The sequence below is a fragment of the Streptomyces nigra genome (assembly GCF_003074055.1).
In the GTDB taxonomy this organism is placed as follows: domain Bacteria; phylum Actinomycetota; class Actinomycetes; order Streptomycetales; family Streptomycetaceae; genus Streptomyces; species Streptomyces nigra.
Genome location: NZ_CP029043.1, coordinates 5,201,722 through 5,216,868 on the forward strand (window position 1 = coordinate 5,201,722; position 15,147 = coordinate 5,216,868).

Genomic DNA, 15,147 nt, shown 5'->3' on the forward strand with positions numbered 1-15,147 from the left:
GCCGCCCAGGAGAGAGGAACAGTTGAGAACCCAGCTGAAAGTGACCCGCGACGGCGACGCCTTCGTCGTTCGGCTCACGCCCCGTCAGGTGTCGGCGATGTACGAGGCCCTGAGCTTTCTCGCCGGGCTGGACTACGGTGACACGCAGCTGACCCTGTTGGTCGGCGCGGGGCGGGAGGCCGTCGACGGGCTCGTGGGACGGCTGGCCGGGCGGCGCACGGAGTCCTGCGACGTCCGCCTCACCGGCGGGGAACTCCACATGGTGCACAGTGCGCTGACCGCCGCGCCCATCAGGTTCGTCGAGCGTGGCGGCCTCTTCGCGCAGGAGCCCTTCCACATCCGTACGGGCTTCTACCGGGAGAACTTCGACGCCCTGGCGTCCGCGCTCGTCCAGGCGGCCGGTCAGGCGTGAATCCCGCCGTGAGGCACTGACACACACAGAGGGCGCCCCCTTCAACAGGGGGCGCCCTCGATGTCGTACAAGAGCCCTACAGGGGCCGTCAGTCGCGGCCCTGGCCGCCCAGGTGGTGGACCCGGACCATGTTCGTCGTGCCCGGGACCCCGGGCGGCGAGCCCGCCGTGATGACCACGATGTCGCCCTCGTGGAACAGGCCCAGCTTGACGATCTCCTGGTCGACCAGGTCGACCATCTCGTCGGTGCTGTTCACGAACGGCACCACGTGCGGCTCGACGCCCCAGCTGAGGGTCATCTGGTTGCGCGTGGACTCGTCCGTCGTGAACGCGATGATCTGCTGCGCCGCCCGGTAGCGGCTCAGGCGGCGGGCGGTGTCGCCGGACTGGGTGAAGGCGACCAGGCCCTTGCCGCCGAGGAAGTCGGCGATCTCGCAGGCCGCGCGGGCGACCGAACCGCCCTGGGTGCGGGGCTTCTTGCCCGGCACCAGCGGCTGGAGGCCCTTGGAGAGCAGCTCCTGCTCGGCGGCCGTGACGATCTTCGACATCGTCCGGACCGTCTCGATCGGGTAGGCGCCGACCGAGGACTCCGCCGACAGCATGACCGCGTCCGCGCCGTCCAGGATCGCGTTGGCGACGTCGGAGGCCTCGGCGCGGGTCGGACGGGAGTTGGTGATCATCGACTCCATCATCTGGGTCGCCACGATCACCGGCTTCGCGTTGCGCCGGCACAGCTCGATGAGGCGCTTCTGCACCATCGGGACCTTCTCGAGCGGGTACTCGACGGCCAGGTCGCCACGCGCGACCATCACGCCGTCGAACGCCATCACGACGTCCTCCATGTTGGCGACCGCCTGCGGCTTCTCCACCTTGGCGATGACCGGGACGCGGCGGCCGACCTCGTCCATGACCTTGTGCACGTCCTGGACGTCGTCGGCGTCCCGCACGAAGGACAGGGCGACCAGGTCGCAGCCCATGCGCAGCGCGAAGCGCAGGTCCTCGACGTCCTTCTCGGACAGCGCCGGCACGTTCACCGCCGCACCCGGCAGGTTGATGCCCTTGTGGTCGGAGACCACACCGCCCTCGATGACGATGGTCCGCACCCGCGGGCCCTCGACCTCGGTGACCTTCAGCTCGACGTTGCCGTCGTTGATCAGGATCTGGTCGCCCTTGGAGACGTCTCCGGGCAGGCCCTTGTAGGTCGTCCCGCAGATGGACTTGTCGCCCGGGACGTCCTCGGTGGTGATGACGAACTCGTCGCCGCGCTCCAGCTCGACCGGGCCCTCGGCGAAGGTCTCCAGACGGATCTTCGGCCCCTGGAGGTCGGCCAGCACGCCGATGGCGCGGCCGGTCTCCTCGGCGGCGGCCCGCAGGCGCTCGTACCGCCCCTGGTGGTCCTCGTGGGTGCCGTGGCTGAAGTTGAAGCGGGCAACGTTCATGCCGGCCTGGATCAGCGACACGAGCTGTTCATGGGAGTCGACCGCGGGGCCGAGAGTACAAACGATTTTCGAACGGCGCATGGGACGATCCTATCGGTTTGTTTCGCCGCGGAATATTCCGTCTGGTGGAAAGTACAAATGAGCTGTGCTTTGCTCAGCCGTGTTACCGGGCCGTTTACCTCCGTTGCCGTCGCTCAGTCGCCGCCCCCGCCGACCAGAGCGTAGGTCTGCGTCGCGATCTCCAGTTCCTCGTCCGTCGGCACCACCGCCACCGCGACCCGCGCGCCCGCCGGTGAGATGACCCGCGCCCCGCCGCCGCGCGCCGCGTTCAGCTGCGGGTCCACGGCGAGACCCAGCTGCTCCAGGCCCGCCACGGCCGCCTCGCGGACCGGGGCCGCGTTTTCCCCGACCCCGGCCGTGAACACGACGGCGTCCACCCGGCCGAGCACCGCGTAATAGGCGCCTATGTACTTCTTCAACCGGTGAATGTAGATGTCGAACGCCAATTGTGCGCGCTCGTCGCCCTCGTCGACGCGGCGCCTGATCTCCCGCATGTCGTTGTCACCGCAGAGCCCGATCAATCCGCTCTTCTTGTTGAGCAGGGCGTCGATTTCCTCGATGGACATTTCGGCGACGCGCGTCAAATGGAAGATGACGGCGGGATCGGTGTCACCCGATCGCGTACCCATCACGAGTCCCTCCAAAGGCGTCAGCCCCATGGAGGTCTCCACGCACCTCCCGCCCCGCACCGCCGATGCCGAGGCGCCGTTGCCGAGGTGCAGCACGATGACATTCACCTCTTCGGGTGCCTTGCCGAGCAGTTCGGCCGTGGCCCGCGAGACGAACGCGTGCGAGGTGCCGTGGAAGCCGTAGCGCCGGATGCGGTGCCGGTCGGCGGTCTCGACGTCGATGGCGTAGCGGGCGGCCGACTCCGGCATCGTGGTGTGGAAGGCCGTGTCGAAGACGGCGACCTGCGGCAGGTCCGGGCGCAGCGAGCGCGCCGTGCGGATGCCGGTGAGATTGGCCGGGTTGTGCAGCGGCGCCACCGGGATGAGCCGCTCGATCTCGGCGAGCACCGCCTCGTCGATGACGGTCGGCTCGGTGAACCGCTTGCCGCCGTGCACGACCCGGTGCCCGATCGCGGCCAGCTCCGGCGAGTCCAGCCCGAGACCGTCCTGCGCGAGCTCCGCCGCGACGGCCTTCAGGGCGGCGTCGTGGTCGGCGATCGCGCCGCCGCGCTCGCGGCTCTCGCCGCCGCCGGTCAGCGGGGTGTGCTTCAGCCGTGAGGTCCGCTCGCCGATGCGCTCGACGAGCCCCGTGGCGAGCCGCGTACGGTCGTGCATGTCGAGCAGCTGGTACTTCAGCGACGACGAGCCGGAGTTGAGGACGAGGACGCGGGTGGCGGTCACGGGGCGGCGGCCTTCCGCTCGGAGGACGGGACGGGGGACTGGGACTGGATCGCCGTGATGGCGACGGTGTTGACGATGTCCGAGACGAGGGCGCCCCGCGACAGGTCGTTGACCGGCTTGCGCAGACCCTGCAGGACCGGGCCGACGGCGATCGCGCCGGCCGAGCGCTGCACGGCCTTGTAGGTGTTGTTGCCGGTGTTGAGGTCCGGGAAGATCAGCACGGACGCCTGGCCGGCCACGTCGGACTCCGGCAGCTTGGTCGCGGCCACGGTCGGCTCCACGGCGGCGTCGTACTGGATGGGACCCTCGATGCGCAGGTCGGGGCGGCGCGAGCGGACCAGCCCGGTCGCCTCGCGCACCTTGTCGACGTCGGCGCCCGAGCCGGAGGTGCCCGTCGAGTACGACAGCATCGCGATCCGCGGCTCCACCCCGAACCGCGCGGCCGTGGCCGCCGACTGCACGGCGATGTCCGCGAGCTGCTCGGCGTCCGGGTCCGGGTTCACCGCGCAGTCGCCGTAGACGAGCACCTTGTCGGCGAGGCACATGAAGAACACCGAGGAGACGATGTCGGCGTCCGGCTTGGTCTTGATGATCTCGAACGCGGGCCGGATGGTCGCCGCGGTCGAGTGCACCGACCCCGACACCATGCCGTCGGCGAGCCCCTCCTGGACCATCAGCGTACCGAAGTAGTTGACGTCGCTGACCACGTCGTACGCCAGCTCGACGGTGACCCCCTTGTGGGCGCGCAGCCCGGCGTACTTCTCGGCGAAGGAGTCGCGCAGCTCGCTGGTCGCCGGGTCGATCAGCTGCGTGTCGCCCAGGTCGATGCCGAGGTCGGCGGCCGTCTTGCGGATCCGGTCGGCCGGTCCGAGCAGGGTGAGGTCGCAGACGTTCCGCCGCAGCAGCACCTCGGCGGCCTGCAGGACGCGCGGTTCGGTGCCCTCGGGCAGCACGATGCGCCGGCGGTCCGCGCGCGCCTGCTCCAGCAGCTTGTGCTCGAACATCATCGGCGTGACCCGGTCGGAGCTCGGCGCCGAGACCCGCCTCAGCAGGTCCCCGGTGTCGACGTACCGCTCGAACAGGCCGAGTGCGGTCTCCGCCTTGCGCGGGGTGGCCGCGCTCAACTTGCCCTCCAGCGACGACAGTCGCTCGGCGGTCGAGAAGCTGTACCCCGGCACGGACAGCACCGGCGTGCCCGGCGCGAGGCGTGCGGCCAGGGTGAGGATCTCGTCGCCGGGCCGCTCGTCGAGGGTGAGCAGCACACCGGCGATCGGAGGGGTGCCGGCGCTGTGCGCCGCCAGCGAGCCGACGACCAGGTCGGCCCGGTCGCCCGGGGTGACCACCAGGCAGCCCGGCGTCAGCGCGCTCAGGAAGTTCGGCAGCATCGCGCCGCCGAACACGAAGTCCAGGGCGTCGCGCGCGAGCCCCGAGTCGTCGCCGAGCAGCACCTTCGCGTCCAGCGCCTGGACGATCTGCGCGACCGTCGGTGCGGACAGGGCCGGCTCGTCGGGGACGACGTAGCAGGGAACGGGCAGCCGGGAGGCCAGCCGCCCGGCGATCTCGTCCCGGTCCTCGCGGGCCACCCGGTTGGTCACCATGGCCAGCACGTCGCAGCCCAGGTTCTCGTACGCCCGGTAGGCGTTGCGGGTCTCGGCGAGCACCGACTCGGTGTTCTGTCCGCGTCCGCCGACGACCGGGAGGACGGAGGCGCCGAACTCGTTGGCGAGCCGGGCGTTGAGGGACAACTCGTCCGGGAGCTGGGTGTCGGCGAAGTCGGTGCCGAGCACCAGGACGACGTCGTAGTCCCGGGCGACCGCGTGGAAGCGGTCGACGAGCGTGGACACCAGTTCGTCGGTGCCACGCTCGGCCTGCAGGGCGGACGCCTCGTGGTAGTCCATCCCGTAGACCGTCGCCGGGTCCTGGGAGAGGCGGTACCGGGCGCGCAGCAGCTCGAACAGGCGGTCGGGGGAGTGGTGGACCAGCGGCCGGAACACCCCGACCCGATCGACCTGGCGGGTCAGGAGCTCCATCACCCCCAGCTCGACGACCTGGCGGCCGTCGCCGCGGTCGATGCCGGTCACGTACACGCTGCGCGTCACGCGTGATCTCCGTTTCCTCTGTCGCCGTCTCGTCCGTCGCGTCCTCGGGTCCCACAACGGGTCGCGACATCACCCGGTGAGAGGAGTGAAACCCTCTTGACACTACCCTTGGCCCTCGTTAGGGCGCCCGCCAGGATGAGGGGCCCGGCAGGGGGTAGGCGCAGGACGGAGGCGGCACGGGCACGGCCCCAAACTGGGCGAACCGGGGCGGGCCGGACACAAGCGACAGGGCCCTCGGAGCCGTGAAACAATCGGATCGGCTCACCGGTATCACGACAGCGAGCAGGAGACACAGCACGATGCGCATCGGAGTTCTCACCGCAGGCGGCGACTGCCCCGGCCTGAACGCCGTGATCCGGTCGGTCGTGCACCGCGCCGTCACCCAGTACGGCGACGAGGTGATCGGCTTCGAGGACGGCTTCGCGGGCCTGCTCGACGGCCACTACCGCACCCTCGACCTGGAGGCGGTCAGCGGCATCCTGGCCCGTGGCGGCACCATACTCGGCTCCTCCCGCCTCGAGCGCGCCCGGCTGCGCGAGGCCTGTGAGAACGCCCCCGACATCGCCCGTGACTTCGGTATCGACGCGCTCATCCCGATCGGCGGCGAGGGCACCCTGACGGCCGCCCGGATGCTCTCCGACGCGGGCCTGCCGGTCGTCGGCGTCCCCAAGACGATCGACAACGACATCTCCTCCACGGACCGCACCTTCGGCTTCGACACCGCCGTCGGCGTCGCCACCGAGGCCATGGACCGCCTCAAGACGACGGCCGAGTCGCACCAGCGCGTCATGGTCGTCGAGGTCATGGGCCGGCACGCGGGCTGGATCGCCCTGGAGTCCGGCATGGCCGCCGGTGCGCACGGCATCTGCCTCCCGGAGCGCCCGTTCGACCCCGCCGACCTCGTCAAGATGGTCGAGGAGCGCTTCGCCCGCGGCAAGAAGTTCGCCGTGATCTGCGTCGCGGAGGGCGCCCACCCCGCCGACGGCAGCATGGACTACGGCAAGGGCGAGATCGACCAGTTCGGCCACGAGCGCTTCCAGGGCATCGGCACCGCCCTCGCCTTCGAGCTGGAGCGGCGCCTCGGCAAGGAGGCCAAGCCGGTCATCCTCGGCCATGTCCAGCGCGGCGGCGTGCCCACCGCGTACGACCGCGTCCTCGCGACCCGGTTCGGCTGGCACGCCGTGGAGGCCGCCCACCGCGGCGAGTTCGGCAGGATGACGGCCCTGCGCGGCACGGACATCGTGATGGTCCCGCTCGCCGAGGCCGTCACCGAGCTGAAGACGGTCCCCAAGGACCGCATGGACGAGGCGGAGTCCGTCTTCTAGGGGGTGTCGGCCGGTGTCAGGGGGTGCCGCCCTGCACCGCCGTCCAGAAGCGCTCGACGATCCCGTCCAGGAACGCCCGGCCCGCCGCGCTGGAGTCGCCGGAGCCCGCACCCCAGCTGAGGGTGGCGGTCATCTGCCCCTGGTACTCCTGGTGCAGCTCCCGCAGGGCCTCCTGGATCAGCCGCCGGTCCAGCGGCGCCATCGCGCCCACCGGGCGGACGTACGCCTGCCAGCGCGTCGTCACCGCGCTGCGCAGCAGGTCGGCCAGGCGTCCGTCACGGCCGGTCACGGTGATGAAGTCGGGCAGCGACAGCCCGAGCACGTCGGCGAGCGCGGCGGACTGGCGGTCGGTGCCCCGCCAGGCGTCGTGCTCCTCCATCCGCAGGTAGGCGTGCAGATCGTGCCCGACGGCACGGGCCACGTCCTCGGGCGCGAGGCCCCGGGCGACACGGTGCTCGCGCAACGTCCGGGGTTTCCCGAGCAGTTCGCCCGGCGAGCACCACAGGACGCCCGCGAGGGCGGTGAGTTCGGCGTTGTCCGGCGCGAGGAGTTCGCGCTCCCATGCGAGGACGAGGTCCCCGGTGACATGGGGAAGGCCGTAGGAGACCCGCATGCCGTAGGCGACGTGCTCGGGCCCCATGCTGAGGCCGGCTCTCAGACGGCGGGCGGTGGGGGCGTTGAACGGCGGGGTGGGCGGATTGCGATGGCTGGAACGGTGGGGCGGCTGGTTCGGCTGAGCTGGCGGTCGGCGCACGGCCCACACCGTAGGACGGCCCCGATGCGGTGACTACGGTCTGTTCAGCCAGGATCACGGATCGTACGAAGATACGGCTACCGGCGGGTTCGGTCTCTGGAGAGAGACGGTGTCGCACCCGGTGGGACACCGCCTCGAGGCACCCGGCGCGGCCCCTCGGGGGCCCCCGCCCGGGGAACGGCAAGCTCAGGCGGCATATTCGGTCTCGTGTGCGGAGTCATGTCCGGAGCCGGGCCTCCCGTCGGACCGACCCGCGGCGGCCGACCGAACGGACGGGACTCGAAGACACGTACGGCTCGTGCGCCGCCGGCCACGGCCCGACGCGCCCCGGGAGGCGGCTCGAATCCGACGGCCGCCCCCGCCCATCACCCCTTGACCGCCCCGCCCAGCGCGAACCCGCCGCCCAGCCGCCGCGCCACCAGCACGTACAACAGGATCACCGGCGTCGAGTACAGGATCGAGAACGCGGCCAGCTGCCCGTAGACCACGGTGCCCCGGTTGCCGAAGAACTCGTTGATGCTCACCGCCGCCGGCATCTGGTCCGGGGTCAGCAGCAGCATGAACGGGACGAAGAAGTTCCCCCACATCATCACGAACGAGAACACGGTCACGACCGCCACACCCGGCCCCATCAGAGGCAGCACGATCCGCACCAGCGACTGGAGCGACGACGCACCGTCCGTCCAGGCCGCCTCCTCCAGCTCCTTCGGCACCCCGTCCATGAAGTTCTTCATCAGCCAGATGGCGAACGGCAGTTGGGACGCGGCGAAGAAGAAGATCGTGCCCTCCATCGTGTCGATCAGGTTCACCTGCACGAACAGCGCGTACACCGGCACCATGATCGCGGTGATCGGCAGACTCGTCGCGAACAGGACCGTCAGCAGGAACGGCCGGTTGAACCGGGACCGGAACCGCGACAGCGGATAGGCGGCCAGCGCCGCGCAGGCCACCGTCAGCAGGGTCCCGCCGGCGCACAGCAGCAGGCTGTTCAGCAGCGGGGTGAAGGTGATCTCCGGGGTCATGACCGCGTCGAAGTTGTCCAGGGTCAGACCGTCGGGCAGCTTCACCCGCAGATCCGCGTGCGGGTCCAGGGCGGACAGCACCACCCAGGCCAGCGGCAGCACGAACGCGGCGGCCACCACCAGCAGTCCGGCGTCGGCGGCCAGCCGGTGCGAGGCCCGGCGGGACGTGAGCGTACGCGCCATGGCTCAGACCTCCGTTCGCAGCAGACGCAGATAGACCACCGAGAACAGCGAGCCCACCACGAGCAGCAGCAGGGCGACCGCGGTGCCGTAGCCGATCATGCTCTTCTGGAACGCCTCCTCGTACATGAACAGCGGCAGCGTCTGGCTGCGGCCGCCCGGACCGCCCCGGGTCATCACCCAGATCAGCCCGAACACGGACAGCGTCTGCAGGGTGATCAGCATCAGATTGGTGCCGATGGAGCGCCGGATCATCGGCAGCGTGATGTGCCACAGCCGGCGCCAGCCACCGGCCCCGTCGACCTCCGCGGCCTCGGTGATCTCCTTCGGGATCTCGTTGAGGGCCGCGGAGTACACCAGCATCGAGAAGGCCGTGCCCCGCCAGACGTTCGCGAAGGACACCGCCAGGATCGGCAGGGTGAACAGCCAGTTCTGGGTGGGCAGATGGAGCCAGTCCAGTACGGCGTTCAGGGTGCCCTCGCGGCGGAAGAAGGCGTACAGCAGAAAGCCGGCGACGACCTCCGGCAGCACCCACGCCGTGATGACGATGCCGCCGACCAGGGTGCGCACCGGCTTCGAGGCACGCTGCATCAGCGCCGCCAGGGCCAGCCCCAGCGTGTTCTGGCCGACCAGCGCCGAGATCACCGTGAAGACGAGGGTGAGCCACACGGCGTTCAGGAACGCGTCGTCGCCGAAGGCGGTGGTGAAGTTCTCGAACCCGACGAAAGAGTCCTCGGCCTGCCCGGTCAGTTGGAGGTCGGTGAACGCGATGTAGGCGCAGTACGCGATCGGGCCGGCCAGGAACAGCAGCAGCAGGACGACGGCCGGGGTCAGCGGCAGGACGCGCAGCAGCGGGACGCGACGGGGCCGGGCGGCCCGGCGGGGCGGCGCGGCGGCGGGACCCGGCCTCTTCTCGAGGCCGGGGTCGGTGGCGGTGCTCACGGGCGGCGGCTCACTTCTCGATCACCTGGCCGTCGGTCGCCGATTCCAGCTCCTCGTCGTACGCCTTCGCCGCCTCCTCCACCGACGCGTCACCCGTGGTGACGCCCTCCATCGCCTCCTGGATCGCGGTGGAGACCTTGGGGTACGCCGGGTAGGCGGGCCGGTAGTGCGTGGAGGCCACCAGATCGGTGAAGAACTTGATGCCGGGCTGCGCGTCGACGTACGCGGGGTCGGCGGCGACGTCCTCGCGGACCGCGATACCGGAGTTGGCGATGTACCACTTCTTCGCGTTCGCCTTGGTCTGCATGGTCTTCACGAACTCGAAGGCGAGGTCCGGGTTTCCGGCCTTGGCGGGGATCGCCCAGGTCCAGCCGCCGGACATGCTCACCTTGCCGGGCGCCTGCCCGTGCTGGGTGGGCATGGCGGCCAGCCCCAGCTTCCGCGACCACTCCGGCCACTCGTGGCCGCTGCCCTCCAGCCAGTCCTGCGGCAGCCAGGACCCGTCGAGATCGATGCCGAGCTTGCCCTCGGGCAGCAGCTCACCGCGCACCCGGGTACCGAAGTTGGGGTCCAGGGCGTCCGAGACGTCCGGTCCCAGCTTCTCCTTGTAGACCGTCTCCACGAACGCCAGGGCGTCCTTGAAGCCCTGGCTTCCGGCGATCCACTTCTTGGACCCCTTGTCGTACAGCGGGTCCGAGGAGCCGTCGTTCGTGCCGTACAGCAGCATCTCGAAGCCCTGCATGGTGGCGGCCTCGCCGGCGGGCTTGCCGGTGTAGACGTTGAGGGGGGTGACGCCGGGGACCTTCTTCTTGATCGTGCGGGCCGCGTCGAGGACGTCGTCCCAGGTCTTCGGCTGCCAGTCGGCGGGAAGGCCCGCCTTGGCGAAGATCCCCTTGTCGAACCACAGCCCCCGGGTGTCGGTGCCGTCCGGGACGCCGTACGTCTTGCCGTCCTCGCCCTTGGCCGCGGCCTTGGCCGTGTCGATGAACTGGTCCCAGTCCGGCCATTTCGCGAGGTACGGGTCGAGCGGCTTCAAGTACCCGCTGGTGATGTCCGAGTTGATGAGGAAGGTGTCCTCGTAGACCAGGTCGGGAGCGGTCTTGGGGGAGCGGAGCATCTGCTGCAGCTTGGTGTAGTACTCCGAGTCCGGGGCCTTGATGGGGACGAACTCCACCTTCTTGCCGGGGTTCGCCTTCTCGAACTGCTTCTTGATGTCCGCGAGATAGGTGTCCATCACCTTCACGGAGTTGTCCGTGGACTGCTTGAAGGAGACCTTCAGCGTGTCCGGGTCGCTGCCGGAACCGCCACCGCACGCGGTGAGCGTGGCGGCGGCGAGGGCGACGGCGAGGAGCGGGGGCAGGGCGGCGGTGGGGCGCACGGGCATGACCTCCTGCGGGCGCACGACGTTGTGGCGCTGGACGGCTGCCCGGTGAACCTAAGAGGAGTGGTCTAGTCAGGTCAATGGATGTGCGGGGGAAAGCGCTTGAGGAGGTCGTGACGGCCGGCGTCTATCGGCCCGTCCCCGGCCCCGGTACCCACCGGTACACCAGTTCCGGTCGCCCCACCTGCCCGTACACCGGCCTGCGTTCGGCCCGCCCGGCATCGACCAGATGCTCCAGATAGCGGCGGGCCGTGATCCGGGAGATCCCCACGGCCTCGGCGACCCCGGCCGCCGTCAGCCCGCCGTCCGTGTCCCGCACCGCACCGGTCACCCGCTCCAGCGTCGGACCGCTCAGGCCCTTCGGAAGCGCCGCCGGACCCGGCGCCCGCAGCGCCGCGAGCGCCCGGTCCACCTCGTCCTGGCCGCTCGCCTCGCCGACGGCCGCGTGGAACTCCGCGTACCGCACCAGCCGGTCCCGCAGCGTGGCGAAGGTGAACGGTTTCAGCACGTACTGCACGACGCCCAGCGACACCCCCTCGCGCACCACCGCGAGATCCCGGGCCGACGTCACCGCGATCACGTCCGCGTGATGCCCGGCGGCCCGCAGCGACCGGGCCAGCTGCAGCCCGTGCACATCCGGCAGATGCAGATCCAGCAGCAGCAGATCCACCGGCGTCCGCTCCAGCGCCCGGCGCGCCTCCGCGCCCGTGTGCGCCGTACCGACCGCGACGAAGCCCGGCACCCGGCCGACGTACATCACATGCGCGTCCGCGGCGACCGGGTCGTCCTCGACCACCAGCACCCGGATCGGCTGCGCGGCGCCGCCCCCTGTCATACGTCACCTCTCACGGCCACGGCGTCCTCGGCGGACCCGCCCTGCGCGGGCACGGTACCCGCACCCGGGTCACCGGAGCCGCCGTCCGCCAGGCGCAAACGCACCTCGAACACCGCCCCGCCGCCCTCGGCCCGGGTCACCGCCAGCTCCCCCCGGTGCCGGGTCACGACCTGCCGGACCAGCGCCAGCCCCAGGCCCCGGCCGCCCGGCCCGGCCGGCTTCGTGGAGAACCCGCGCCGGAACACCGCCTCGGCGTGCGCGGGGTCCACCCCGGTGCCGGTGTCCGTCACCCGCAGCACCAGCTCGCCGTCCCGCGCGTACGCCGTCACCGTCACCCGTGCCCCCACGCTTCCCTGTGCCGCGTCCACGGCGTTGTCGATCAGATTGCCCAGGACCGTCACCAGGTCCCGGGCGGGCAGCGCCTCGCTCAGCAGCCCGTCGTCGAGCCGGCTGTCCTCGGAGACGACGAGTTCCACGCCCCGCTCGTTGGCCTGTGCGGTCTTGCCGAGCAGCAGCGCCGCCAGCACCGGCTCGCTGACCGCCGCGACGACCTGGTCGGTGAGCGCCTGCGCCAGCTCCAGCTCGGCGGTGGCGAACTCCACCGCCTCCTCGGCCCGCCCCAGCTCGATCAGCGACACCACCGTGTGCAGCCGGTTCGCCGCCTCGTGCGCCTGTGAGCGCAGCGCCTGCGTGAAGCCCCGTTCCGAGTCCAGCTCGCCCATCACCGACTGCAGCTCGGTCACGTCGCGCAGCGTCACCACCGTGCCCCGCCGCTCACCGCCCGAGACCGGTGAGGTGTTCACCACCAGCACCCGCTCCGCGGTCAGATGCACCTCGTCCACCCGGGGCTCGGAGGCGAGCAGCGCCCCCGTCAGCGGCGCCGGCAGCCCCAGCTCCGCCACGGACCGGCCCACCACGTCGCCGACGCCCAGCAGCTCCCGGCCCCCGTCGTTGATGAGCGCCACCCGGAACTGCCCGTCCAGCATCAGCAGACCCTCGCGCACCGCGTGCAGGGCGGCCTGGTGGTAGTCGTGCATCCGGCTCAGCTCGGCCGCGTTCATCCCGTGGGTGTGCCGGCGCAGCCGCGCGTTGATCACATACGTGCCGACCGCGCCCAGCGTCAGCGCGCCCGCCGCGCCGCCGATCAGCGCGGTCAACTGCTCCTGCACCCGCTTGCTGATCTCCTCCACCCGGATGCCCGCGCTGACCAGGCCCACGATGTCGTTCCGGCCGGTGCCGCCGTCGTAGATCGGCACCACCGCCCGCACCGAGGGGCCCAGGGTGCCGGTGTAGGTCTCCGTGAACGGCTCCCCGTGCAGCGCGCGCTCGGTGTGCCCGCGGAAGGGCCGCCCTATCTGCCGGTCGTCCGGGTGGGTCCAGCGGATCCCGCGCGGATCCATGATCGTGACGAAGTCGACCTCGGCGTCCCGCTGGACCCGCAGCGCGTACGGCTGGAGGTCGGCCGTCGGGTCGTCGGTGCGGATGGCCTCGCGGGTCGACGGGGCGTCGGCGATCGCCTGAGCCACCGCCGCGGCCTGCCGGCCCGCCGCGTCCTCGGCCTGATCGCGGTCGCTGAGGTAGGTGAACACGGCGTACCCGGAGAACAGCACCGCGATCAGCACGGCCTGCATGGCGAACAGCTGCCCGGCCAGGCTGCGGGGTCTCGGGACGGGGATACGCATGCCGCCAGTCTGCCCGCACGGTTCCCGGTGAACTAAATGAACGGAAGGGTGACCGCCCTCACACGCCGGGAGATAGTCACCGCATCGCTGCATACGACCCCCGTCCCCAGGGGCGCGCTGGGGCGTGTTCTTGGAAACACGCCCTGGTCCCCAGCGAACCCCCACCCCGGACGTGAGCCGCACGCCGGTGACAACCGACGAAGACGTCAAGGAGGGCAGCCGTGGCCGCCGCCAGTTCCCCCGATACGGCACCTGCCGCACCCGTCGCCAAGCGGGACCGCACGCACTACCTCTACATCGCGGTGATCATCGCGGTGGCCCTCGGTATCACCGTGGGCCTGGTCGCGCCCGACTTCGCCGTGGAGCTGAAGCCCATCGGCACGGGCTTCGTCGCACTGATCAAGATGATGATCTCGCCGATCATCTTCTGCACGATCGTGCTGGGCATCGGCTCCGTGCGGAAGGCCGCCAAGGTCGGCGCCGTCGGCGGTATCGCGCTGGTCTACTTCCTGGCGATGTCGCTGGTCGCCCTCGCCATCGGCCTCGTCGTCGGCAACATCCTGGAGCCCGGTTCCGGCCTCGCCGTCACCGACGCCGTCAAGGACGTCGGCCAGGCGCAGGTGGACGCGGAGGCCAAGGACACCACCGAGTTCCTGCTCGGCATCATCCCGACCACGATCGTCTCCGCCTTCACCTCCGAGTCGGTCCTGCAGACCCTCCTGATCGCCCTGCTCGCCGGTTTCGCGCTGCAGGCCATGGGCTCCGCCGGCGAGCCGATCCTGCGCGGGGTGCAGCACATCCAGCGGCTCGTCTTCCGCATCCTCGCCATGGTGATGTGGGCCGCGCCGATCGGTGCCTTCGGCGCCATCGCCGCCGTCACCGGCTCGGCCGGCGTGGACGCGCTCAAGAGCCTCGCCGTGCTGATGCTGGGCTTCTACGTCACCTGCTTCCTGTTCGTCTTCCTGGTGCTGGGCGCGCTGCTGCGGATCGTCGCCGGCCTCAACGTCTTCACGCTGTTCAAGTACCTGGGCCGTGAGTTCCTGCTGATCCTGTCGACGTCGTCCTCCGAGTCGGCCCTGCCGCGCCTCATCGCGAAGATGGAGCACCTCGGCGTCAGCAAGCCCGTCGTCGGCATCACCGTCCCGACCGGCTACTCCTTCAACCTCGACGGCACCATGATCTACATGACCATGGCGTCCCTGTTCATCGCCGACGCCATGGGCACCCCGATGTCGATCGGCGAGCAGATCCCGCTGCTGCTCTTCCTGCTGGTCGCCTCCAAGGGCGCCGCCGGCGTCACCGGCGCCGGGCTCGCGACCCTGGCCGGAGGTCTGCAGTCGCACAAGCCGGCCCTGGTGGACGGCATCGGCCTGATCGTCGGCATCGACCGCTTCATGAGCGAGGCCCGCGCCCTGACGAACTTCGCGGGCAACGCCGTCGCCACCGTGCTCATCGGCACCTGGACGAAGGAGATCGACCGGGAGCGCGTCGACGAGGTGCTCGCGGGCCGTATCCCCGTCGACGAGAAGACTCTGCTCGACGACCACGACCACGACCACGGCCACGACACCGAGCCCGCCCCGGCCGAGGCCCCCGGCCAGGACGGCGAGAAGGAGCTCGCGAAGGCGTGACCGCCCTGACCGGCCCCTTCGCACCGGACGCCCGGCC

General features: G+C 70.8%; 12 protein-coding genes. 3 read left to right on the forward strand and 9 right to left on the reverse strand.

Annotated features, from left to right (window positions below):
* Positions 1-22 precede the first annotated feature (22 nt).
* Positions 23-412 carry a hypothetical protein gene (locus tag DC008_RS24305; protein ID WP_123954030.1) on the forward strand — a complete coding sequence of 130 codons (390 nt, stop codon included), beginning with the start codon at positions 23-25 and terminating at the stop codon, positions 410-412.
* 88 nt (positions 413-500) lie between these two features.
* Here the strand turns inward: DC008_RS24305 and pyk are convergent, their stop codons facing one another.
* The 3 genes from pyk to pta all read right to left on the reverse strand — a co-directional run bounded on the left by pyk (position 501) and on the right by pta (position 5,358).
* Positions 501-1,931: a pyruvate kinase gene (gene pyk, locus DC008_RS24310; RefSeq protein ID WP_108708767.1), complete on the reverse strand. Its 1,431-nt coding sequence runs from the start codon at positions 1,929-1,931 to the stop codon at positions 501-503.
* Positions 1,932-2,044: 113 nt separating this feature from the next.
* Positions 2,045-3,259 (reverse strand): acetate kinase, encoded by a 1,215-nt coding sequence (locus DC008_RS24315; RefSeq protein WP_108708768.1) that lies wholly within the window; start codon positions 3,257-3,259, stop codon positions 2,045-2,047.
* A complete protein-coding gene (gene pta / locus DC008_RS24320) occupies positions 3,256-5,358 on the reverse strand; it encodes a phosphate acetyltransferase (RefSeq protein ID WP_108708769.1) in 2,103 nt (700 codons plus the stop codon). The genes DC008_RS24315 and pta overlap by 4 nt, the downstream gene beginning before the upstream one ends.
* A gap of 299 nt (positions 5,359-5,657) precedes the next feature.
* On the opposite strand from pta, the gene DC008_RS24325 reads away from it, so the two are divergent.
* Complete coding sequence (locus tag DC008_RS24325) at positions 5,658-6,683, forward strand: ATP-dependent 6-phosphofructokinase (RefSeq protein ID WP_108708770.1); 1,026 nt, start codon at positions 5,658-5,660, stop codon at positions 6,681-6,683.
* A gap of 16 nt (positions 6,684-6,699) precedes the next feature.
* On the opposite strand, the gene DC008_RS24330 is transcribed toward DC008_RS24325, so the two are convergent.
* The 6 genes from DC008_RS24330 to DC008_RS24355 form a co-directional block, all read right to left on the reverse strand.
* Entirely contained in the window at positions 6,700-7,437 is a 738-nt protein-coding gene (locus tag DC008_RS24330; RefSeq protein WP_108710836.1) for a helix-turn-helix domain-containing protein, read from the reverse strand.
* A 365-nt stretch (positions 7,438-7,802) separates the two neighbouring features.
* Complete coding sequence (locus tag DC008_RS24335; protein WP_108708771.1) at positions 7,803-8,642, reverse strand: carbohydrate ABC transporter permease; 840 nt, start codon at positions 8,640-8,642, stop codon at positions 7,803-7,805.
* A gap of 3 nt (positions 8,643-8,645) precedes the next feature.
* The gene (locus tag DC008_RS24340) at positions 8,646-9,581 is read right to left on the reverse strand and encodes a carbohydrate ABC transporter permease (RefSeq protein WP_374207465.1); all 936 of its coding nucleotides are present in this window, start codon (positions 9,579-9,581) and stop codon (positions 8,646-8,648) included.
* A 10-nt stretch (positions 9,582-9,591) separates the two neighbouring features.
* A complete protein-coding gene (locus tag DC008_RS24345; protein WP_108708772.1) occupies positions 9,592-10,965 on the reverse strand; it encodes an extracellular solute-binding protein in 1,374 nt (457 codons plus the stop codon).
* Positions 10,966-11,089: 124 nt separating this feature from the next.
* Complete coding sequence (locus DC008_RS24350; RefSeq protein WP_108708773.1) at positions 11,090-11,797, reverse strand: response regulator; 708 nt, start codon at positions 11,795-11,797, stop codon at positions 11,090-11,092.
* Complete coding sequence (locus tag DC008_RS24355; protein ID WP_108708774.1) at positions 11,794-13,479, reverse strand: sensor histidine kinase; 1,686 nt, start codon at positions 13,477-13,479, stop codon at positions 11,794-11,796. Before DC008_RS24355 ends, DC008_RS24350 begins: the two co-directional genes overlap by 4 nt.
* A gap of 221 nt (positions 13,480-13,700) precedes the next feature.
* Here DC008_RS24355 and DC008_RS24360 point away from each other — a divergent pair, with 221 nt between their 5' ends.
* Positions 13,701-15,110, forward strand: a complete 1,410-nt coding sequence (locus DC008_RS24360) for a cation:dicarboxylate symporter family transporter (RefSeq protein WP_108708775.1) — start codon at positions 13,701-13,703, stop codon at positions 15,108-15,110.
* The last annotated feature ends 37 nt before the right edge of the window (positions 15,111-15,147 follow it).

What these genes read in the sequence shown, in the direction of transcription:
- DC008_RS24335 (WP_108708771.1), bottom strand. Translation starts at nt 8,642, where the DNA reads ATGGCGCGTACGCTCACGTCCCGCCGGGCCTCGCACCGGCTGGCCGCC.
- pyk (WP_108708767.1), bottom strand. Translation starts at nt 1,931, where the DNA reads ATGCGCCGTTCGAAAATCGTTTGTACTCTCGGCCCCGCGGTCGACTCC.
- DC008_RS24355 (WP_108708774.1), bottom strand. Translation starts at nt 13,479, where the DNA reads ATGCGTATCCCCGTCCCGAGACCCCGCAGCCTGGCCGGGCAGCTGTTC.
- DC008_RS24325 (WP_108708770.1), top strand. Translation starts at nt 5,658, where the DNA reads ATGCGCATCGGAGTTCTCACCGCAGGCGGCGACTGCCCCGGCCTGAAC.
- DC008_RS24350 (WP_108708773.1), bottom strand. Translation starts at nt 11,797, where the DNA reads ATGACAGGGGGCGGCGCCGCGCAGCCGATCCGGGTGCTGGTGGTCGAG.
- DC008_RS24345 (WP_108708772.1), bottom strand. Translation starts at nt 10,965, where the DNA reads ATGCCCGTGCGCCCCACCGCCGCCCTGCCCCCGCTCCTCGCCGTCGCC.